Below are 22,021 nucleotides of genomic sequence, written 5' to 3' on the forward strand. Positions count from 1 at the left end.
AAATGACAAGAATAAAAACGTTCTTTCAATCCCAAAAAGCAATGAAATATTTTGTTCTTCTTCTGTTTGTTATGCAGCCGGTATTTGATTTGGATTATCTGATCTATCCCTTTCTGAATCAATTCGGTATCCCAAGACCGTCAACCATGATTCGATTCTTAATCATACCGTTAGCTATTTGCTGGGTCTTTTTTCTTGCTGATAAAAATAAAAAGAAGACGTTGCTGTTAGGTGGGCTGTATGGCGTTGCCCTAGCTGTTTATTTTGTCCTGCACATTCGTCAAGGGGCAGAAATCTATAAAAATTTATATCTGACGCCTAACTTTTTCTTTCAATTATCTAAGGAAATAACCTATCTGCTGACCCTCGTCATTCCTTATGGAATGGTATACTGTGTCTATCACCTTCGTCTGACAGAGAGAATAATTAAACAAGTTACCGTTTGTTTATCCTGTTTAACTGCAGTTCCAATTTTTCTCGGGGATCTGTTTGTTTTTGGAGAGTCTACCTATTCAGGAATGACAGCGGCTCCCTTTCTCAGCTGGTTTTTAGGCATTTATGCGGATCCAACCAAAATTCATCCGCGACAGCTGGCTTCAAAATTTTTCTTTGAAGAAGGAAATACCGTAGGTATTTTAATGTTTATGCTGCTGCCGCTGTTATATCTCTTCTTCCAACGCAGTTCTTCAAAAAAGGAAAGAATAGCATTGGGAACTTTGATTGGAGTTCATAGTTTAGCGATGATCATTCTTTCTACTCGAGTTGCGACATTCGGCACTGTATTGATTCCATTCGGTTTTTTGGTACTTTATATTTTTACATCTTTCATGATGAAGGAGAATCGGATTGAGAAAACCGTACTCTTATTCTGCGCGGGAACAGCGCTAGTCAGCGCCTGTATTTTGCCACATTCCCCAGCAGTCGTGAACCAGAGTATCGATTCAGCCAATACTGCGATCCTACTGCAGGATGATTATCTGCGTAAAGAATTAGGCAGTTCATTAGAGAATACGACAGAACTGAAAACCAGCGATTATTATCGCTTCATGTTTGAAGCTTATGGAATTAGGGCGAATCTGATGGCCAGTGTGCCAACTCAATATTATATGGAATGGTACTATTACACGGCCGATCCTAAATTTTGGGTTGATGTTCTGGAATTGCCGTTAGAGCAGCGTGTGAATGGCCGGCAGATTGAGAAAATCTTTATGGACTATAAATGGAGTGAGCTTTCCGGGAAGGAAAAGTTTTTAGGAATGGCATATTCGACGTTTAATAATGGTTCGATTTTATTAGAACGCGATTTTGCGCAGCAGATTTATACAATGGGCTATGCAGGGGCAGCTTTAACCGTGCTTCCATGGCTGTTAGTCACTTGTTTCGGCGCTGTCTTAGTACTGCTTCGTTGGAAGCGAATGCTGCGTCTGGATGTTTTAGTCTATGCGATGGCTCTGGCCTGCGGCTTAGTTTCATCCTATATCAGCGGTCATACGATTGATCAGTTCTTAACATCCTCCTTTATGGCGCTGCTCGTCGGGATTTTGCTGAATCTTGTTCTGAATCAAAAACAGAACGAAAATTGATTGCCATGGGAAACCATGGCTTTTGTTTCAAAGAAAGATTTATCGTGGGTCTATTGTTGTAAACCAAGATCGATGATATAATAGGTTCGAATAAAAGGAAAATCTAAAGCGATTAAGACTTGAAAGGCAGGCGTTAAGAGATGAAACCAATTCTTAGTGTAATCGTTCCCGTCTACAATGTTGAAAAATACCTTCCACGATGTTTGGATTCTCTGGTGAATCAAACTCTGGAGAATATCGAAATCATTGTGATCAACGATGGAACAAAGGATAACAGTCAGCAGATTATTGACGACTATGCGGCACGGTATCCGCAAATTCGGCCATTTAAGAAAACGAACGGCGGCATTGCGGATACCCGTAATTTTGGATTAGCTCAGGTTCAGGGAGAATACTTTGGCTTTCTGGACAGCGATGACTATACTGAACTGGATATGTTTGAGAAAATGGTCGCTGCAGCGAAAAAGGAAAATGCCGATGTAGTGGTCTCTAATTTCAATTGGGTATATGACGAAGAAAAACGATTGGAAAAAGAAGGCCCTTATGCTCCTGGCAAAGACATGATGATTCATTTATTCGCAACACTGTGGAATAAAATCTATCGCACTGAATTTGTCAGAAAGACAGGATTACAGTTTCCACGAGGATATCGGTATGAAGATGCTTGCTTTCTTTACTGCTTGACCCCACATATCACAAAATTGGCGTTTGTGGACGAAGCTTTTGTCAGTTATGTCCAATTAGGCAATTCGATTACCCATACGAACAACCATGAAGTGAAAGATATGATTCATGTTTTTGAAATCATTACTGACTATTTTAAAGCTCAAGGTTGGGAGAAGGAATATCATGATGAATTGGAATATTTGCATATTAAGTTCTTTTTAGGGAACTCTTTCTTAAGAAGCACGAAGATATCGGATAAACTAGATCGTCGGGCAACGATTCAAATGGGCTGGGATCGCTTAAATGAGTGCTTCCCAAAATGGAAGAAAAATCCCTATTTAAAAGCGCTGGGAGGCATGAAGAATCGCTATTTCAAAACGGTCAGTAATTGGAATATTATGCTTTATTCCGAACTATTTCATCGATTTAAAAAATAAGATCACTGATTTTAAAATATTAAGGAATCATGACAATTCAGGAAATTGTTTGTACTTCTTGAATTTCTCCTTTATAATTAAATGGTGAATTTGCGGAGGTTAGATATGGACAAGCTATCAATCGTAGTTCCTTGTTATAACGAACAGGAAACGGTGAACATCTTTTACCGCGAAACAACGAAAGTCGTAGACGCCATGAAAATGGATTATGAGATTATCTTTGTCAACGATGGTTCCCGCGACAAGACCTTAGAAGAATTAACGAAACTCCACGATGCTCATCCTGAGCATGTCATCGTCATTGATTTCAGCCGAAACTTCGGCAAAGAAGGTGCACTGCTTGCAGGTCTGGAAAGTGCTACGGGAAATTATGTTACGGTAATGGACGCTGATTTGCAGGATCCGCCTGAGTACTTACCCAAAATGTTTGCAGTGATGAATGAGCAGAATGTCGACATTGTGGGTACACGGCGTGTAACACGTAAGGGAGAACCGAAAATCCGTTCTTTCTTTGCCAGACAATTCTATAAGATGATCAACAAGTTTACAGAAGTTGAAATTGTAGATGGAGCCCGGGATTTCCGGCTGATGACACGGCCAGTCGTTGACAGCGTGTTATCCTTGCAGGAATATCATCGTTTTTCAAAGGGCATCTTTGCTTGGGTTGGATACAAGACGATTTATTTGGAATATGAAAATGTTGAACGCGTTGCTGGTGAAACGAGTTGGTCGTTCTGGAAATTGTTCGCCTACGCCATCGAGGGAATTGTTGCCTTTACGGTTGCACCCTTGCGCATGGCAACAATATTTGGAATTCTGGTTTCCATAATTGCCTTTCTCTATATGTTGTTTGTCTTTGGGAAAGCATTGATTATTGGCGATCCGGTAGCAGGGTATCCATCGATGGTTGTCATCATCTTGTTTTTGGGAGGTATTCAGTTATTAAGTTTAGGTGTTATTGGCGAATACTTATCTAAAACCTACATGGAAGCTAAAAAACGTCCGAAGTACATCATCCGTAAAAAATATGAACAATAAAAGGAGGAATGTTAGTGAGCAAGCAAGATAAGGCGAAAGCGAAACGAACAAAAAAGAATAAGCAAATTATTTATATGATGCTGGCAGCATCGTTAGTTGTCGTTGCCGTTATGGGATTCAATATCATCCGTATTTCAACGAAAAAATCAGCCGGTAGTGGGGAAGTTGTTGAGAAAACAAATACTTCATCAATGAAAAATGATCAATATGTTATTGGCAACAATCCAACCCAGTTTCAGCAGGATGAGTTCAAAAAATTGACTGAAGCTTTAAAGTCTGGAGAGCAGTTAGCGATCAGCGAAGCTGTTGTTCGTTGCTTCATTGCTGATTATTTTACTTGGACCAATAAAGATGGAAACTATGAAGTTGGTGGCCTGCAGTATATCTATGGACCGATGTTCACCAGTTTCCAAGAACAATCACGCTGGGAATTTTATAAAGACTTAGATCTTTATATCAGTCAGTATGGCAGAGAAAATTTATTAGAGGTCACTGATATAACAACAAAAGCCGAGTATGCAGCTGAATTTGAACATTATTCAGGGGACACTTATAAAGCTTATTACATTGAGGCAACTTGGAATTATAAATCCAGTTCCAAAATAGATGTGAATGGTTTCCAAAAGACGGGTTACTTCACTGTAGTGGATAACGATGGACGCTATGAGATTGCACAGTTCTTCGATCATTATGATTAAGGAGGTTAGCTATGACGAAACAAAATAAAATGAGTAAACGTAAACTTTCCAATATTAACTTCGTTCTGGCTGCCATTGCCATTCTGACCGATATCTTAATGGTCTTAGGCATTCTGAACATTACGCGTTACAGTAATTTCAGCAAGTCAATCTTTGTTGTTATTAATGTTGTTATCTTAGTGATTCTTCTGGTGTTAAACGGATTAATTGCTTACAATGCCTACGCGATGAAAAAGAATATCCTGTATGTCACCATCGGCGTATTAGTGATTGCCTTTTTATCCGGCGGCGCCTTAACCTATGTAACAACGCGTGTGAATAAAAACATTGATAAGATTATCAACACAGGCACTACAAATGAAAAAGTTGAAGTTTCCTTTGTTGTTTATAGTGAAAGTGGTAATTTTACAATCAATGATATTAACGATCTGGAAGGAAAAACCTTTGGTATTTTATCCAATACCGAGGAACAGGTCGGATATATCCTTCCGAAAAAGGAATTAGAAGCAAAAAACATCAATGTCACCTATCACGAATACGATGACTACAACAGTATGTTGATGGCATTGTTCAGTGGTGAAATTGATGCGGCAGCTTTACCAAGCAACTATGTTGCCATGTTTGAAGTCAATGACGGTTACAGTGAGTTTTTGGACAATACTAAAGCTATCTTAACCTTTGATAAGAATATCACTGTGACAACGGAATCGGGTTCAGATAAAGATATCACGAAAGAACCGTTTACAGTTTTAATTATCGGTACTGATGAACAACGTTCCGATGCCTTAATGTTGGCTTCTTTCAATCCGATCAGCATGCAGGTGACTTTAACATCGATTGCTCGTGACAGCTATGTACCAATTGCTTGTTATGCAGGAAAATCTGAAGATAAGATTACCCATGCTCGTGTTCGCAGCCGTCAGTGTACCATTGATACTGTGGAAGATCTGATGGATGTAGATGTTGATTTCTACTTTGAAAGTAATTTTGCGGGTGTCGTTGAAATGGTAGATGCCTTAGGCGGCATTATCATAACCAATCCTTATGAGTTCGTGGGTCAAAAATCTGATGCTCGCGGAAAGATGACTGTTTGGGTTCCTGCTGGAACAAATCGATTGAATGGCGAACAGGCGTTAGCTTATGCTCGTGAACGTCATCTGTATGCCAATGGTGATTTCCAGCGTCAAGCGAATCAGCAGCAGGTTATCCAGGCTATTCTGACGGAAGCTATGAAATTAACAGATGTGAATAAAGCACTGAAGGTTTTAGATGCCGCTGGTGAGAATGTATCGACAAACTTCACGGTGGATCAGCTGATCAGCTTGTTTAACTATTCAATTAAGAAGATGAATCGCAGCTATGTTAAGAATGCCAATGTTATTAATATGGTAGGTTCCCGCGTTACAGGCTATGGTTCTTCTAAATGGAATGAAAGCATGCAGCTGAATCTTTATATTTACCGTGTTTACCAAGGTTCAGTTACTGATAACCGGAATGCAATTTTAAGAAATATTAACTTAGATTCTAAAATTGATGCACCCAAAGCCATTTCATTCAGTGCCAACTGGGTATTTACAGCTCCGACGTTAACCAATGAAACCTATTCCGAACCAATTATCCATGATGAATCGCCAGATACAGTTCTTAACTTCAGCGGTAAACAGTTATCCGAAGTTCAATCTTGGGCTTCTTCCAGAGGAATTACGGTGAATGTAGTCAAAGTTCATCAAGGCGATGAAGGATATGTGGATTCCTATCCAGAAAACATGGTTATCGCTCAAAGTGTCCGGGCTGGAATTAAAACAGAGAATGTAACTGAAATTACAGTCAGTGTAATATCACATGAAGGTTCAACAAAATGTCCTGCCAACGCAACGAAGGGCGATGATGGCAAATGTTATTGTGACAATGGATATGAAATGAATAGCAATGGCTATTGTGAAGTTGTTACAAAGCACAAATTAACGATTAACTATGTCATCAGTGATGGAACTGGAACGGCACCATCTACTTATACAGGTGAATTCAAGAAGGGTGAATCTTATTCTATTTCCAGCCCATCTGTCAGTGGTTATACTCCAGACAAAGCGACGATTAGCGGAACTATGGGGGATGCTGATGTGAGCATTACTGTCACTTATTCAAAATCCTCGACACATACTCATGTTTGGGGAGAATGGAAAGTTGTAAAACCAGCAACCTGCACAGAAGAAGGTGAAGAACAACGTGTCTGCACTGAAGACTCCACGCATACTGAAAAGAGAGTTATTCAAAAGCTGACTGAAGGATGTTCCGGAGAGCATGAGCATAAATGGGGTGAATGGAAGGTTGTAAAGCCAGCAACGTGCACAGAGGAAGGTGAAGAACAACGTGTTTGCATTGAAGATGCCACACATACAGAAACCCGTGTAATACCGAAGTTGACAGAAGGATGCTCGCATGATCATGTATATAATTCTACAACGACTCCGGCAACTTGTGATGCTCCTGGTTTAATTCAGTATACTTGCAGTTGTGGAGACACATATACGGAAACAATTCCTCAACTGACGGATGGGTGTCCTGGTACTGAACCGCCATCAACTGAAAATGGCAATACAGAATCAAGCGAACCACCTGCCGCCTTTATCTTCCCTAATAAATTTTTCAACCTGTTTGGTAAAATCTTTAAGTAATTCAATGTAAAGAAGGCTGATTTACTCGGTCTTCTTTTCTTTGTGAAAAGAGAGACGATTAAACTCCTTTTACAATTCGATGAATGCATGGCATTCAATGCCTAACTATGTTAAAATAATGAGGAATTAATGAGTTTGGGAGGAAATCCATGAAAGGAATTATTCTTGCTGGAGGCAGCGGCACACGGTTATATCCGTTGACCAAAGTGACGTCAAAACAATTGCTGCCTGTCTATGATAAACCAATGATCTATTATCCCCTGTCAACACTGATGCTGGCAGGAATCCGGGATATTCTAATTATCTCAACACCACAGGATCTGCCTAATTTTCAGCGCTTGCTGGGTGATGGAAATCAGTTCGGCATTCAATTATCTTATAAAGTTCAGCCTTCACCGGATGGGTTGGCTCAGGCCTTCGTTTTAGGTGAAGAATTTATCGGCGATGAGGATGTTTGCTTAATCTTGGGAGATAATATATTCCATGGCAATCACTTCAGTGAAATGCTGGAAAAAGCCAAAAACAATAAGGGCAGGGCGACGATCTTTGGTCAATACGTTCCTGACCCGGAACGCTTTGGTGTCGTAGAATTCGACAAGACAGGCAAAGTTCTTTCTCTGGAAGAAAAGCCGGAGAATCCGAAATCGAACTATGCCGTTGTTGGCCTGTATTTCTATGACAATCGTGTCGTCGAATACGCGAAAAATCTGAAGCCATCCGCTCGAGGTGAATATGAAATCACCGATTTGAACAAAGTATATCTGGAAAAAGGCGAAATTGACTGTGTTGTTTTCGGTCGCGGATTTGCCTGGTTAGATACCGGCACGATCAGCTCTTTGGCTCAGGCCAGCAATTTCGTAAAAACGATTGAAGAAGTACAAGGCATCAAGATTTCAGTTCCAGAAGAAATTGCATTCTACAATCACTGGATTGATACCCAACAACTACTGGAGTCTGCCGATTCTTATGGAAAATCACCGTATGGCGAGCATCTGAGAACGGTGGCTTCCGGGAATTTTGTCACCAGTTACAACAAATAAAGGAGTCGCGATGAAAATCATACTATTAGGCTGCGGCTATTTAGGCTATAATCTTGCTTCACTGCTCAGTGCAGAAGCGGATACGCAAGTCATCGGCTTGCCCAGTCCCTATACGCCGTTGTGCAGCCATTTCAAAGAAATCAATGCTTTTTCAGCTGAGGATCTCGATCAAGTCGATTTTCAAGACGCGGTTGTCATTGATACCATTTCCCTGCTTGCCAACAATGCCCGCAGTGAAGATGAAGAGAAAACGCTGCTTGGCGTGGAAGAAAAATATGCATTTTTACTGGATCAGTTAAAACAACGCGGAGCGAAGCTGTTTATCTTTATGTCCTCTGGAGGTACGGTATACGGCAACGCTTCTGAGCCGATTTGTGAAGAAGCCCCATTGCATCCGATTACACTCTATGCTCGAAGCAAGACTCGCTGTGAACAAGTCATTCGCAATTCAGGTCTGCCTTATCTGATCCTGCGCTTAGCGAATCCCTATGGCGGACATCAGACAACGGATAAGAAGCAAGGTGTTATCCCAATTCTGATTGAAAAGGCACTGAATCATGAAGCTTTTGAAATGTGGGCTTCCCCGCACAGCAGTCGAGACTACATTTATATCGAAGACTTCGCTCAGGCAATCCAACTGCTTTTGGAACATGAAGTTGCCAACGAAGTGGTGAATGTGGCTTCACAAACCGCGACCAGTCTGACTGAAATTCTGGATGAAGTCCAGGAAAAGACCGGGCAGGCGATCGAGGTTCATCACGTCAACAGCGAAGTGCCGGTTGTGGATCAGATTGTGCTCAATATTGAAAAACTGAAACGACTGACTGGCTTTACAATTCAGACGTCGCTGCAGGATGGAATTCAAAAAGAAATTGAACGAATAAAAAACGAACAAGGGAGAACTCATTCATGAAATTCTTAGTTACAGGCGGAGCCGGATTCATCGGCGGCAATTTCGCTCATTACATGATTAATACTTACCCAGAAGATCAGATTGTCGTCTTGGATCTTTTGACTTATGCCGGAAATTTGGAAACATTGGAACCGATTATGAATAAGCCGAATTTCAAATTTGTGAAAGGCGATATCCGGGATCGGGAATTCATTGATCAGCTGTTTGCCGAAGAAAAGTTCGATATGGTCGTCAACTTTGCGGCAGAAACGCATGTTGACCGCTCCGTGGAAGATCCGGAAGTCTTTATCACAACCAATATCATCGGAACCCAGGTTTTGATGGATGCCTGCCGTAAGTATGGAATTCAGCGCTATCATCAGGTATCGACGGATGAAGTATATGGAGATCTGCCATTAGATCGTCCAGACCTGTTCTTTACTGAAGAAACGCCCATTCATACATCCAGCCCTTACAGCGCTGCCAAAGCTGGTGCCGATCTGTTAGTCCAAGCGTATCACCGCACGTTCAAGCTGCCGGTGACGATTTCCCGCTGTTCCAATAATTATGGACCTTACCATTTCCCAGAAAAACTGATTCCGCTGATGATCAGCCGGGCGCTGGCCGATGAAAGTCTGCCGGTGTATGGCGATGGAATGAACGTCCGCGATTGGCTGCATGTTTACGATCACTGTACGGCCATTGATCTGATTCTGCGCAAGGGACGCGATGGTGAAGTGTATAACATCGGCGGTCACAATGAAAAAACGAATCTGGAAGTGGTCAAGACCATTCTTGCCGCACTGAATAAACCTGAATCTCTGATTCACTTTGTTAAGGATCGTCCAGGACATGATCTGCGCTATGCGATGGATCCGACAAAGATTGAGACAGAACTGGGCTGGAAACCAAAGTATACCTTTGAAACCGGGATTCCCCAGACAATCGACTGGTATCTGACCCATCGTGAATGGTGGGAACATATCCTTCAGGGTGAGTACCAGAACTACTATCAAATGATGTATAAGGACAGACCGTAAAAGGAGAACGGAATGAAACCAGAAGTAATTGTTATCGGCGCAGGCTTTGCCGGCGCTGTCGCGGCGGAACGCTTTGCCAATGCCGCGGGCAAGCGCGTGCTCGTCTTGGAAAAACGGGCACATCTTGGCGGCAACATGTATGACTATATTGATGAAAACGGCGTTCGCCGCCATGAATATGGACCGCATATCTTCCATACCAACTCCAAAGAGGTGGTGGATTACCTGTCGCAGTTTACCGACTGGTATCCTTACCAGCATCGCGTCCTCGGACACATCAATGGCATCGTTGCCCCCATTCCCTTTAATCTGACGACGATTGAACGCTCTTTCCCAAAGGAAAAGGCGGATCGTTTAAAGACGCTGTTAATCAACGAATACGGGATGGAGAAGAAAGTACCGATCCTGCAGCTGCGGGCCAATGCCAATCCAGAAATCAATGAATTGGCTGAATACATCTATGAACATGTTTTTAAGTATTACACGATGAAGCAATGGGGACAGACCCCGGAGGAAATCGATCCGGCGGTGACCGGCCGTGTGCCCGTGCATATTTCGTATGATGATCGATATTTCCAGGATACCTACCAGATGATGCCGGCCCATGGATTTACCGGTATCTTTGAAAATATGCTGAAAAACGAGAAAATTGAAGTCCGTTTGAATACCGATGCCAAGTCCTGTCTGCAGGTTGATCTCGATAAAAAGCAGATTCTGTTTGAAGGCGAAGTGTTTGACGGACCGGTGATTTTCACCGGAGCGATTGACGATCTGCTTGATTATCCATTAGGTGAGCTGCCTTATCGTTCCCTGGAATTTGATCTTCAAAGCCACTCTCAGACCTATCAGGAGGCGGCAACTGTCAACTATCCAACTCCGGCAGAACAAAATGCGTTCACCCGGATTACGGAGTACAAGCTGTTGATGCCGGCTGACCAACAACCGGAAGCGACAACGATTGCGGTTGAATACCCACTGACCTATCACCACGATGCGGAAAAAGGGAATATTCCGTACTATCCAATTGCGCAGGAAGAATGCCGGAAACAGTACCAAGCCTATTGCGACTTGATCCGCGGTATCGACAATCTGCATCTGTTGGGCCGTTTGGCTGAGTATCAGTACTACAACATGGATGCCATTGTCGCCAAAGCGCTGCAAATGTTTAATTCAGGGAAACTGCGATAACAATTCGCAGTTTTCTTCTATTCATGGTATACTAAATAAAGGTGATTTTATGGATAAAAAGATATTACAAAACTATTTCTATAATATTTTATATCAGCTCCTAGTCGTCTTGGCGCCGATGATTACCGTACCGTATGTGACCCGAACGCTGGGGGCGACGATGCTGGGAATCAGCGATTGGACGGGAAGCAATGTACAGTGGTTCGTGCTGTTTGGCATCATGGGCGTTTCCATTTATGGCAACCGTGAAATCGCGCGTGTGCGGGACGATCAGATCAAGATGTCAAAGACTTTCTTTGAAATCTTTACGATGCAGTTTTTAAGCATGTGCGCTTCGACGCTCGTCTATTTCCTCTACTTGTTTACCGTTGGCGATAACGTGCGGCTGTACGCCACAATTCAAACGATTTCACTGTTGTCAGTAGCGCTCGATATCACGTGGTTTTTCTATGGCGTGGAGGATTTTAAAACCGCTTCGATCCGCAACATGATCGTGAAGATCTTGGGTATCATTTTGATTTTTGCGTTTGTCAAAAAGCCTTCTGATCTCGGCTTGTTCATCATTATCAACGCCGGTTCCGGGGTCTTAGGCCAGCTGATCATGTGGACGCAGCTGAAACAATATGTCCGGTGGACGCCGATTCACTTCAAAGATGTCCTAAAGCATTTTAAACCCAATCTGATGCTGTTCATTCCGCAGATTGCGACCAGTGTATATACGATGCTGGACGTCTCCATGCTGGGATATCTGTATGCCGATGTCAGCCATGTCAGTTTTTACAACCAGGCCCAGCGGTTCATTAAAATGTTTCTGTTCTTTATCACGTCGATTGGCAGTGTGATGCTGCCGCGCATCGCCAACATTCATGCCAAAGGACAGGATGAGGAAGTGCTGCGGTTTCTGCGCACGACGCTACGCATGGCGCTGTATCTGGCGATTCCGATGATTGCTGGCATTATTTCGCTGATCCCGTATTTTATTGGATGGTTTTTGGATGAAACCTATCAGATCGTAACACCGTTGATCATCTTCACGACACCGATCATCCTGTTTATTTCCTTAAGCAATGTGTTTGGCACGCAGTATCTCTTGCCGGTGGGAAGAACGAAGGAATATACCCGTTCAGTCATCATCGGGGCCGTGACGAATTTCTGTCTGAACGCTCTGCTGATGCCAAAGCTCGGGGCGTTTGGCGCGATTACCGGTTCCGTCATCGCTGAGTTTATGGTGACGTTTACGCAATGGCTCTCGATTCGGGGACAGCTGAATCTCGGCTTCCGGATCCAGGAAGTGACAAAATATGTCATTGCGTCACTGGTCATGATGCTTCCTGTTCATTTTATCGGTGAGGCGATGGGGCCGCGATTTACGACCAACCTCATTCAGATCGCTGCCGGCGTAATCGTCTATTTTGGCCTGCTGACATTGATGAAGGACGATTTCCATATGAACTTGATCCGCAAAGTGCTAAATCATCGTAAAGGAGAAGCCGCTCATGAGTAAAGTCAGCGTTGTTGTACCCGTCTATAACGTCGAGGATTATCTTGAAAAATGTCTGGATTCCTTAATCCATCAGACCCTGCAGGATATTGAGATTCTATGCGTGGACGATGGCTCAACGGATCATTCCAACGAACTGCTTTACATTTATAAAAACCGGGATTCCCGCATTCAAGTGCTGGAAAAGACCAACGGCGGACTGTCAGATGCCCGCAACTACGGCATGAAGTTTGCCACGTCGCCTTATATCGTGTTTGTCGACTCAGACGATTTTCTTGAGCCGCAGGCACTGGAAAAAGCGTCCGCCAAGCTCGATGAAACGGGGGCGGATCTGGTCATTTTTGACGTCTATCAATACTTTATGAAAACCAAGACGAAAGAAGTCATCGCCAACCGCTACAGCGATGAGAAAACCTATACCCTAAAGGAAAATCCGGAGATGATCACCCGCATTCTCAATGCGGCCTGGAACAAGATGTACCGGCTTTCCCTGTTTCAGGAAAATAACATCACCTATCCAGTCGGTTATCTGTATGAGGATCTGGGAACGACGTACAAGCTGTTGCTGAAAGCCAAATCCATTGCCTTCGTCAATGAGCCGCTGTATGATTACTTGGCTGACCGGCCAGGCAATATCACTCAGTCGTTTAACAAGAAGGCCTATCATATTCTGAACATGGCTGAGGAAACGATGAACTATTATCGTGAAGAAGGGGTTTTTGATCAATATTATGAAGAACTCAAATACCTAGCCTGCGTCAACATTATTGAAAATCTAAAGAAAACCCGAACTGTGAAAGACCGAAAGCTGGTCGATGAATACATTGACGCCTGTTTTGCCTTCATTCATACCCAGTTCCCGGATTATCCGGAATGCCGGTATCCGATCAACCGCCAGAAAAATGACTGGATCTACATGCGTCCGCAGGCACTGAAAGCCTATCTGCGCACCCGCAGCCTGCTTCGTCGCTAAGCCCTTGAACCATGAAATAAAGGAGAAGCTGACTATGAGTAAAGTTACCATCATCGTACCCATTTATAATGTGGAGGAATATGTTGCCAAGTGTCTGGATTCCCTGCTGCGCCAGACCTATTCCGACTATGTCATCTACGCTGTTAACGACGGTTCGCCGAAAAACGAACAGCCGATCATTGATCGTTATGCCGCAGCCTATCCAGAGAAAGTCGTGGCGATCCGCAAGGAAAACGGTGGATACGGTTCAGTTCTGGAAATGGCGATTGCCCGATTGGATTCGGAGTATTTTCTGGTCTGTGATCCGGATGATTATCTTGCCGACAACGCGTTGGAAACGTTGGTTGGTCTGGCCGATGCCCATCAGGCCGATCTGGTGATCGGCAGTAAGAATTTTATTTATTCTGACAGTGATGAACAGACCTATGATCCAGCCTACAACACCAAGTTTACAACCCTGCAGTCCGGTCACAGTTATCGTAAGGGAACCGATGAATTTGAGAATCTCTTCTTTATTGATCCCTCGCCGCATGCCAAACTGTACCGCCGCAGCTTAGCTGAGAAGATTCAGTTTCCGCATAAAATCGGCTACACCGACAATCTGTTGTTTTATATCAGTCTGTTGAATGCTGAAAAAGTGGTGTATACAGATAAAGCGTTGGCATATTATCTGATCGACCGGGCCGGCAACACGATGACCGATCTGAAACCGCAGGTGATCGACGCGCACGCTCAGGTCTTTTCCACGATACTGGATCAGGCAAAAAACTGTTCGGAGGTGCCGAGTCTGTTTTATTATCGGATTTTCGAGGCTTATAAATTCTCCTTCTATCAGCTGCGCCGAATCAAGGGCACGACGGAAGAAAAACAGGCGCATGCGGAAGTTCTGTATGGCTTAGTGGAAAAACTGATGCCGCATCGCTCGGCTATTCTGCAGGGGATGGATCGCTTTGGCTACACCGGAGATCGGGAACGGCTGAAGGATAAACTTGTCTTGACCTCCTTCCTTTCGCATCCGGTTTATCGCAGCTGGGTGAAGTCCTTCGTCAAGGAGTAGCGGAATGCGCGGACTGAAAATAAGCCGCCGGCCGCTTCTCGCTTTTCTGGGTACGTTCGTCCTTCTGTGCGGGATTTTCGCCGTTCTGGGCTTTGTTCCTTTTGGCGGACGTTCCCTGCTGATCAATGATCTGAACATTCAGTATGTGGAATACTTCAAGTATCTGCATACCATTGTCACCGGACAAAACAGCCTGACTTATGCATCGGCTGCGGGGATGGGCAGCAGCTTCATTCCGATTTTTTCCTATTACTGTTCCAGTCCTCTGCAGCTGCTTTTTGCCCTGCTGCCTCAAGAGGCTATTCTGCTGTCCATCAGCGGGGTAACACTGATCAAACTGAGTTTGTGCTGCATGACTATGCTGATCTATCTCGATCAACGCTTTGGTCAGCGCCGCATTCACGGTCTGCTTGCGCTGGGTTATGCCTTCAGCGGGACGGCGATCGCCTATTCTCAATGCGTGATGTGGCTGGATGGTTTAGTTTGGCTGCCGGTCTTGCTATGGGGAGCTGAGCGGATTCTGCAGGGGAAATCGGCGAAGCTGTTTACCTTGGCGGTGGCGGTCAGCGTCTTTTCCAATTATTACACCGCGCTGATGGGACTGATGTTTGCCTGCCTGTTTGTTTTGGCGCGCTATTTCAGCGAGAAACCGACGATTCCCTTTTTAACCGTGCTGAAAAAAGGCATTTTGGGGATGGGAATCGGTTTAGCCTGCAATGGCTGGCTGTTAATTCCAAGCTTTCTCTCTGTGATCAATAACCGCCTTGTTCAGCCAGCGCAGGTTTTGCCTTCATTCAGTGTGGAGCGCTTGATTGGGCTGAACAATGCCTTTCCGTTTGTCCCGGCAGTTACGTTGGGGCAGGAAATCACGTTTGATTATGCCGGACTGCTTTGTCTGATTCTAGTGCTCTCTTCGTTTTTTCAACGATCCCGATCAAAGCGGAAAAAAGTTGTGGATGCCCTGATGCTGCTGTTGTTTGCCGCCTCAGTGCTGATTACACCGTTATATAAACTGTGGCATTTTCTTTCCATGCCCTATGGTTTTCCATCTCGATTCAGCTTTGTGATCGTCTTTTGGCTGATTGCAACAGCGGCACAGGTTTGGGAAAGCCGGGATCAGTGGTCGCTGCTTTGGGGCAGCGCGCTCAGTCTGATTCTGTTAGCCTGCAATACGACGATAACGCTGCCGGTGAAACTGGCCGTGGCAGGACTTCTTATGGTGATCACAGCACTGCTTGTTTATGGATTCCAGAAAGTTTTGGCGGTAGTTGTAGTCGGGGAATTGGCACTGTCCTGTACGGCGGCCTTCCGTTCTTTGGATCACGATAACGTCTATGATGGATATGCTTCAGCTCAGGAAGTTCTGGATTATCAGAGCGAGGTGCAGGAAGCTTTAGCTAGTTTTGAGCCTGTGTCCGGCTATCGCATCGAAAATCTGTCGATGCGCAACCAGAATGAAGGTTTGGGCTATAACTATCCGGGTATTTCTCACTATTCGTCGACCTATGATAAAAAAGTCAGCGATTTCCTTGAACACTACGGCGTCAGCCATCGGATGTTTGGCAGCACTTACCAGGGCACGACGCTGTTTCTCGACGCGTTTCTCGGCCTTCGTTATCTCTTGCGGGAAAAAGGCGAAATTCATGTTCAGACGCAGGCCGATCACTACTCGAAAATCGCTGAAACATCCACCTTTGAAATTCTCGAAAATCCGTATGCGCTGCCGCTGGGGTTTGTGATTGAAGATCATGGTGATGCCCTGATTCCGCAGACGACGACAATTTTAGCACAGAATGAACTGGCGCGGCTGTGCGGCGCAGAGCCGATCTTCACTCCGCTGAAGGATCCTGATTTGTTTGTCTGGGATGGCGATGAATTGAGCAGTTCGCCGTTAGTCGTGGCTCGGCGTCCTGATGCGGAAACTTCAATTGCGATTTACACACAGTCCCTGAACGGGGAAGATCCGCTCTACCTGCAGCTGCCCTATGAAACGGATGAAACGTGGTATCAGCTGTGGATCAATCAGAACTACGGGCGAGATGATCATACCGGCTACAATGCCGGTGCTCAGTACCTTGGCGCGTATGCTCCCGGTGAGGATATTCTCGTTCAGCTGGTCGTCCGCGATGAATTACTGCGGTTGAGCAAGGCTGAGGTATTCTCGCTCGATCTGTCGGCGCTGGCGAACTGGACGGCGCAGGTTCAGAAACAAGGCGCGAAAGCCATCGAGATCCGCGGTTCAACGATCACGATGCAGGTTGAGGCTGAAGCAGGGCAGAAGCTGCTGACAACGATCCCGTTTGTCAAAGGCTGGAAGGCTGAAATCGACGGCAAGTCAGTGCCGATCACAGTCTTTCAAAACACGTTTATTGCATTGCCGCTGACGGCGGGGACCCATGAAATCACCCTGCATTTCTGGCCGCGGGGGTTGACGCTGGGATTGGCAGTGAGCGCGGCAGGCGGTCTGATGGCTTTCGTCAGCTTGCTTCACATACGAAAAAAAACGAACTGCCGGGAGTGGTTTATGATATACTTATTGCATGAAACAGGAGGATCGCTGTGGAACCGAAAATAACTGTCATTGTTCCCGTTTACAACGTGGAAAAATATTTGCCGGAATGTCTGGATTCGCTGGCAGCCCAAACCTATCCGAATTTACAGGTTCTGGTGGTGAATGACGGCTCGACCGATACCTCACCCCAGATCATCGCCGACTATGTCCGGCGTTTTCCTGGCCTGTTTGCGCAGCTGAATAAGCCTAACGGCGGCCTGTCCGATGCCCGCAACTTTGCGATGGACAAAGCGGAAGGCGAGTGGATTGCTTTCTTAGACAGCGACGACTGGGCGGATCCGGATTATTATGCCCAAATGGCAGACGTGATGAAACAGGGCGCGGATGTAGTGGTCAGCGACATCGAATACTTTTATGAAAACGGACAGCCGTCCTGGATCATGCCAGGCCTGAATCCGCATGCCTTTGACAGTCCGATCAAACAAGCCTTTCTGTCGCCGATGTTTGCCTGGAACAAACTCTATCGCGCTGATTTCTTCACGAAGCAGCAGTTTCGCTATCCAATCGGGACCTGGTATGAGGATATCCCGGTGACGATGCCGATTTTCGCCCAATGTCAGAAGATTGGGATCCAACATGCCGCGCGGATTCATTACCGCCAGCGCGAAGGCTCAATTATGTCGGTGACCCAAAGTGAGCGGCTGAAGGAAATCTTTCCGGTGATGAAGCAGGTCCGTGATCAGTTCGCAGCGATGGGATGCAGCGAACAATATCACGATGAACTGGAATATTTACATATTGAGCATCTGCGGCTGTACGGCATGTTTCGCTTTCTGCGCTCGCCGTTAACCAAAGAACTGAAAACGATGAGCGACGCCGTCATGCATCAGTTTTATCCTGACTGGAAAAAGAATCCGTACATCCAAAATCTGGGATGGAAGGATCAGCTGTTTTTAAAAACCTTCGGCAGTCTGACGCTGCCGTTCTATAAGCGAGTGATTCATTAAGAAAGGAGGAGCTTATGCGCACAAAATATTCATTTTACAATTTCTTGGTGAGTCTGATCACCAGCGTGGCTCTTCCGATTTTCGGATTTATCAAGGTACGGATGTTCATCGATCTGTACGGCAGCGACCTCAACGGCCTGCAGCTGACGATCATGAATGTGATCACCTTTCTGAACGTCTTTGAGCTGAGCTATTCGCTGGCTTTCCGCCAGCTGTTGTTTAAGCCGCTGGCCGAAGATGACCGCGGCAAAGTGCTGTCGATTTATAACGGTGCGGTCAAGGTATTCCGCTTTACCGGCATGGCGGTGCTGATCGTCGGTGCGCTTACAGCGCTGTTATTCCCGATGTTTGCCCAGTCCCCGTTGGGCTATGGTGAAACGGTCACGATGTTTTTGATCCTTTGTGTTCCTTTTGGTCTGTCTTACTTTCTGATGGGACCAAATTTTGTCATCATCGCCGATCAAAAGGAGTACAAAATCAATATCTGGATTCAGACGATTGCGATTTTGCGGATGGTCTTGATGGTCGGGGTCATCCTGCTGAAGCTGCCGTATGTTTATATCTTCCTCATCGAAGGTCTGCAGGTGTTCATCGCCAATTTCATCGCCCGCCGGATCGCCTTGAAAAACTATCCGTGGCTGAAGGAAAACAAGCAGCTGGCCTATGATGATGCCTTTCAGAAGAACGCAAAATATACGATTATTCAGCGTTTATCGACGTTGGCTACCAACAATACCGATAATCTGGTCATCACCTTTTTCATGGGTTATACGATGACCAGCGTTTATGGTTCGTACAGTTATCTGACGGAATCGGTATCGAAGATTATCAATTCCGCGATCACTTCGCCGATCAACAGCTTCGGCAATCTGTTCAACGACTCCGGTGCAGATTCCTACAGCGTGTTTACTGAGTTTTTCAACTTTGCGGTTTACATCGCTTCGATCATCGGCGTCTGTATCTTTGTGGTGATCGGCCGATTCGTACTGATCTGGATGAAGATGCGGCCGGAATATTCGGTGACTCTCCTGATCGCCTTCTTATTTGCGATCAATATTTTCTACATGACGATGCGCGAGCCGATCATCATCTGCCGTGATGCCAACGGCCTGTTTAAGGATGCCAAAAACAACGCTTACCTGCTGGCAATTTCCAAGGTTGTGCTGTCGATCGCCTTGATTCAGCCTTTGGGGATTGCGGGGGTTTTGGCCGCGACGATGCTGACCAACTGGACCGTGGATTTCTTGTATAATCCGGTTTTGGTTTATAAAAAAGTATTCCGGTTAAATCCGCTGCGTTACTATAAGATGGTGTTCTCCCGCCTGGCAGTGGCGATCCTGATCGGAGCGGCAGCCTATGCTGGTTGGCAGACGCAGCAGGCGTTTGTCACCTCATCAACTCTGCATTTTCTGATCGGCTGCGTCGTTCTGGGTATGATTGTGTTTGTGGTGTTTACGATTGTTTACTGGTTCTCCTATGCTTCCTTCCGCAAGCTGATTCAGCGCGGATGGCGTTTAATCCGGCACAAGATGAATCAGAGTAAAGAGGTGCAGGCATGAAAAAAATCATTCAGTGGCTGTGCGGCTTTTGCCTGCTTGCGGGATTGTTATGCGGCTGCCGCACGACGTTGATTCAGGATCAAATGGAAACCTATGCCCCCAAGGATCCGGCTTTATTCAGTGAGGAAGGCATTGACGCTCAGGCCTATCGTCTTGACAAAGATACCGAACATCGCATGCAGTCCAAGATTCTGCGTAATTCCAAGAGCTTTACAATTTCTTTCTGGTTTAAACCGGAAGCCAATTTTGAATGGACCACCTTACTTTCGATGGGTCGGGACGACCGGCATGTGATGCAGCTGGCGACCTCCGGCAATCCCACCGGAGATCGCTGCGGACTGAACTATTCCATCCAATCCGGAAATCAAGCTTACCGTGTCATTTCAGATCAGGAAGCCACGGTAGAAACAGGAATTTATAATCACATCGTATTGACACAGGAAGGCAATATGGTGACCTTATATCTCAATGGGCAGCAAACCGCATCTGGCCATGTCGCCAAGCAGGTCAAACAGCTGCGCAGCGAGGAGCTGATCCTAGGCAAGAGTCTGATTTACAATGACCCGCAGGCGGAAGGGTCGTTCCAGGATTTTCAGATTATCAATCAAGCCTGGACGGCGGAGGAAGTGGCCACTGAATTTGACCGGTTCTATCCGAAAGCCGTACTGGATACCTTCCATTTCAGCAATATGGATGATTTAACAGGTAATCTCTGGTTTGGTGAAAATCCGTATCGGGATTTGTATTTCAGCTGGACCAGCGATAAGCCGGAATTTATTACGGATCAGGGCAAACTGACTCAACCGACAACGGCTCAGGGGGATCAGACGGTGACGATTACTGCCCGTGTGGAGCATCAGGGACAGACCTTTACCAAGGATTTTGTCTTTCAGGTACTCGCGGATTCCCCAAAAACGCGGTTAAAGCGTGATCAAATCGCGGTCAACAACGATTTTCAGACCTTGATGAATGAGCATGATGTGCTGCCTGTCACGGCGGCCAACGGATCTGAACTGGAATGGACGGTACTGAGCGGCGGAATCGAGCTGCAGGAGAATCGGATCATCAAAACAGAGGCAGCCGAGAAAGTAAAGGCAAGGCTGCGGGTAACCCTCCATCAGGAACAACTCAGCGCAACCATCGAACGCGACATTGTGGTGCTGGACGAGTTTACCGGCTATGTGCTTTCTTATTTTAACGGAGAGCTGGGTGAGGAGCGTGGCAAATTGGCTTACAGCCGTGATGGCCTGCATTGGACAGATCTCAATCAAGGTCAGCCGGTGCTGACGTCTGAATTGGGCAACGGCCGTATCCGCGATCCGTTTATCGGACGGGATAAATCCGGTGATTTTGTGGTACTGGCTACCGAAGGCTTTGACAATCCGGATATCTATCTCTGGCGCAGTACTGATCTGGTGACATTTACCGATCATCAGCTTGTTTCCGTTTCATTATGGGATCCATTCCTTAAGATGAGCGGAACCCGCGCCTGGGCGCCGGAAATGAGCTATGATCCCGAACAGGACTTATATTACATCTATTTTTCGGATCCGACGGAAAAGGATGAGAGTGCATTGTATTATGTTGCGACGCAGGATTTTGAGCATTACAGTTATCCGGGCAATTTCTTTAAGCCAGGCTATACGGTGATCGACGGAACTGTCCTGCAGGCGCAGGGAAAGTACTGGCTGTTTTACAAAGATGAACGCAAAGCCGCGCAGACCATTTATTACGCTTCCACAGATGTGTTATCCAACTTGTTCGGCGAAGCCTATGATCAAAAATTCCTGTTTCCGCTGCGGTTTATGGAAGGCCCGTTTGTGTTCCCGGTGAATGGAGAAGATTCCTTCTACCTGTATGAAGACTATTATCCTTATGGAACCTTCCACGTCGCTCAGTTTTCAACGCTGGGAGAAAACAGTGATCTGCGCTGGCTGGATGAATCGGAATATACTTTGCCCAATGAAGACGTCCGGCATGGTTCTGCCACCCCGCTGACAGAAAAGGAACTGCAGCGGCTGCTGGAAGCCTATCCGCCGGCTGAAGACGCTGTTTCTGAGCCTGAAGTAATCGAAGCTCCATCTCAAAATTAGATCATGATCACATCAAAAAGACGGGAATCAGTTCCGGAATCTCCTTCCGGCAACGCATTCCC

The 22,021-nt window shown here is 45.6% G+C and carries 16 protein-coding genes; all 16 read left to right on the forward strand.

Annotated features, from left to right (window positions below):
- Positions 1 to 2: 2 nt before the first annotated feature.
- Entirely contained in the window at positions 3 to 1,583 is a 1,581-nt protein-coding gene (locus MCG46_RS06120; RefSeq protein ID WP_240278621.1) for an O-antigen ligase family protein, read from the forward strand.
- A 140-nt stretch (positions 1,584 to 1,723) separates the two neighbouring features.
- Positions 1,724 to 2,686 carry a glycosyltransferase gene (locus MCG46_RS06125; protein ID WP_240278623.1) on the forward strand — a complete coding sequence of 321 codons (963 nt, stop codon included), beginning with the start codon at positions 1,724 to 1,726 and terminating at the stop codon, positions 2,684 to 2,686.
- Positions 2,687 to 2,791: 105 nt separating this feature from the next.
- Positions 2,792 to 3,724: a glycosyltransferase family 2 protein gene (locus tag MCG46_RS06130; protein ID WP_240278625.1), complete on the forward strand. Its 933-nt coding sequence runs from the start codon at positions 2,792 to 2,794 to the stop codon at positions 3,722 to 3,724.
- A gap of 14 nt (positions 3,725 to 3,738) precedes the next feature.
- Positions 3,739 to 4,422, forward strand: a complete 684-nt coding sequence (locus MCG46_RS06135; RefSeq protein WP_240278627.1) for a hypothetical protein — start codon at positions 3,739 to 3,741, stop codon at positions 4,420 to 4,422.
- 11 nt (positions 4,423 to 4,433) lie between these two features.
- A complete protein-coding gene (locus MCG46_RS06140; RefSeq protein ID WP_240278628.1) occupies positions 4,434 to 7,097 on the forward strand; it encodes an LCP family protein in 2,664 nt (887 codons plus the stop codon).
- 149 nt (positions 7,098 to 7,246) lie between these two features.
- Positions 7,247 to 8,137, forward strand: a complete 891-nt coding sequence (rfbA, locus tag MCG46_RS06145) for a glucose-1-phosphate thymidylyltransferase RfbA (RefSeq protein ID WP_240278630.1) — start codon at positions 7,247 to 7,249, stop codon at positions 8,135 to 8,137.
- A 10-nt stretch (positions 8,138 to 8,147) separates the two neighbouring features.
- Entirely contained in the window at positions 8,148 to 9,050 is a 903-nt protein-coding gene (locus MCG46_RS06150) for an NAD-dependent epimerase/dehydratase family protein (RefSeq protein WP_240278632.1), read from the forward strand.
- Positions 9,047 to 10,069, forward strand: a complete 1,023-nt coding sequence (rfbB, locus tag MCG46_RS06155; RefSeq protein ID WP_240278634.1) for a dTDP-glucose 4,6-dehydratase — start codon at positions 9,047 to 9,049, stop codon at positions 10,067 to 10,069. The genes MCG46_RS06150 and rfbB overlap by 4 nt, the downstream gene beginning before the upstream one ends.
- Positions 10,070 to 10,081: 12 nt before the next feature.
- On the forward strand, positions 10,082 to 11,257 hold the full coding sequence (gene glf, locus MCG46_RS06160) for a UDP-galactopyranose mutase (protein ID WP_240278635.1): 1,176 nt from the start codon (positions 10,082 to 10,084) through the stop codon (positions 11,255 to 11,257).
- Between the two features lie 49 nt (positions 11,258 to 11,306).
- The gene (locus MCG46_RS06165; RefSeq protein WP_240278637.1) at positions 11,307 to 12,761 is read left to right on the forward strand and encodes a polysaccharide biosynthesis C-terminal domain-containing protein; all 1,455 of its coding nucleotides are present in this window, start codon (positions 11,307 to 11,309) and stop codon (positions 12,759 to 12,761) included.
- Positions 12,754 to 13,731: a glycosyltransferase family 2 protein gene (locus MCG46_RS06170; protein ID WP_020226294.1), complete on the forward strand. Its 978-nt coding sequence runs from the start codon at positions 12,754 to 12,756 to the stop codon at positions 13,729 to 13,731. The genes MCG46_RS06165 and MCG46_RS06170 overlap by 8 nt, the downstream gene beginning before the upstream one ends.
- A gap of 34 nt (positions 13,732 to 13,765) precedes the next feature.
- Positions 13,766 to 14,788: a glycosyltransferase family 2 protein gene (locus MCG46_RS06175; RefSeq protein ID WP_240278639.1), complete on the forward strand. Its 1,023-nt coding sequence runs from the start codon at positions 13,766 to 13,768 to the stop codon at positions 14,786 to 14,788.
- Between the two features lie 4 nt (positions 14,789 to 14,792).
- Positions 14,793 to 17,363, forward strand: a complete 2,571-nt coding sequence (locus MCG46_RS06180; protein WP_240278641.1) for a YfhO family protein — start codon at positions 14,793 to 14,795, stop codon at positions 17,361 to 17,363.
- The gene (locus MCG46_RS06185) at positions 17,348 to 18,307 is read left to right on the forward strand and encodes a glycosyltransferase family 2 protein (RefSeq protein ID WP_240278643.1); all 960 of its coding nucleotides are present in this window, start codon (positions 17,348 to 17,350) and stop codon (positions 18,305 to 18,307) included. The genes MCG46_RS06180 and MCG46_RS06185 overlap by 16 nt, the downstream gene beginning before the upstream one ends.
- Positions 18,308 to 18,321: 14 nt before the next feature.
- Positions 18,322 to 19,866, forward strand: coding sequence for a polysaccharide biosynthesis C-terminal domain-containing protein (locus tag MCG46_RS06190; RefSeq protein ID WP_240278645.1), 1,545 nt, complete (start codon positions 18,322 to 18,324; stop codon positions 19,864 to 19,866).
- Positions 19,863 to 21,959, forward strand: coding sequence for a LamG-like jellyroll fold domain-containing protein (locus MCG46_RS06195; RefSeq protein WP_240278646.1), 2,097 nt, complete (start codon positions 19,863 to 19,865; stop codon positions 21,957 to 21,959). The genes MCG46_RS06190 and MCG46_RS06195 overlap by 4 nt, the downstream gene beginning before the upstream one ends.
- Positions 21,960 to 22,021 lie beyond the last annotated feature (62 nt).

Source organism: Holdemania massiliensis (genome assembly GCF_022440805.1).
Taxonomy (GTDB): Bacteria; Bacillota_I; Bacilli_A; order Erysipelotrichales; family Erysipelotrichaceae; genus Holdemania; species Holdemania massiliensis_A.

Excerpts from the sequence above, each read along its gene's own strand:
- MCG46_RS06165 (WP_240278637.1), top strand. The coding sequence starts at position 11,307 with ATGGATAAAAAGATATTACAAAACTATTTCTATAATATTTTATATCAG.
- MCG46_RS06125 (WP_240278623.1), top strand. The coding sequence starts at position 1,724 with ATGAAACCAATTCTTAGTGTAATCGTTCCCGTCTACAATGTTGAAAAA.
- MCG46_RS06140 (WP_240278628.1), top strand. The coding sequence starts at position 4,434 with ATGACGAAACAAAATAAAATGAGTAAACGTAAACTTTCCAATATTAAC.
- MCG46_RS06130 (WP_240278625.1), top strand. The coding sequence starts at position 2,792 with ATGGACAAGCTATCAATCGTAGTTCCTTGTTATAACGAACAGGAAACG.
- MCG46_RS06175 (WP_240278639.1), top strand. The coding sequence starts at position 13,766 with ATGAGTAAAGTTACCATCATCGTACCCATTTATAATGTGGAGGAATAT.
- MCG46_RS06180 (WP_240278641.1), top strand. The coding sequence starts at position 14,793 with ATGCGCGGACTGAAAATAAGCCGCCGGCCGCTTCTCGCTTTTCTGGGT.
- rfbA (WP_240278630.1), top strand. The coding sequence starts at position 7,247 with ATGAAAGGAATTATTCTTGCTGGAGGCAGCGGCACACGGTTATATCCG.
- MCG46_RS06120 (WP_240278621.1), top strand. The coding sequence starts at position 3 with ATGACAAGAATAAAAACGTTCTTTCAATCCCAAAAAGCAATGAAATAT.
- rfbB (WP_240278634.1), top strand. The coding sequence starts at position 9,047 with ATGAAATTCTTAGTTACAGGCGGAGCCGGATTCATCGGCGGCAATTTC.
- MCG46_RS06190 (WP_240278645.1), top strand. The coding sequence starts at position 18,322 with ATGCGCACAAAATATTCATTTTACAATTTCTTGGTGAGTCTGATCACC.
- MCG46_RS06170 (WP_020226294.1), top strand. The coding sequence starts at position 12,754 with ATGAGTAAAGTCAGCGTTGTTGTACCCGTCTATAACGTCGAGGATTAT.
- MCG46_RS06150 (WP_240278632.1), top strand. The coding sequence starts at position 8,148 with ATGAAAATCATACTATTAGGCTGCGGCTATTTAGGCTATAATCTTGCT.
- MCG46_RS06195 (WP_240278646.1), top strand. The coding sequence starts at position 19,863 with ATGAAAAAAATCATTCAGTGGCTGTGCGGCTTTTGCCTGCTTGCGGGA.
- glf (WP_240278635.1), top strand. The coding sequence starts at position 10,082 with ATGAAACCAGAAGTAATTGTTATCGGCGCAGGCTTTGCCGGCGCTGTC.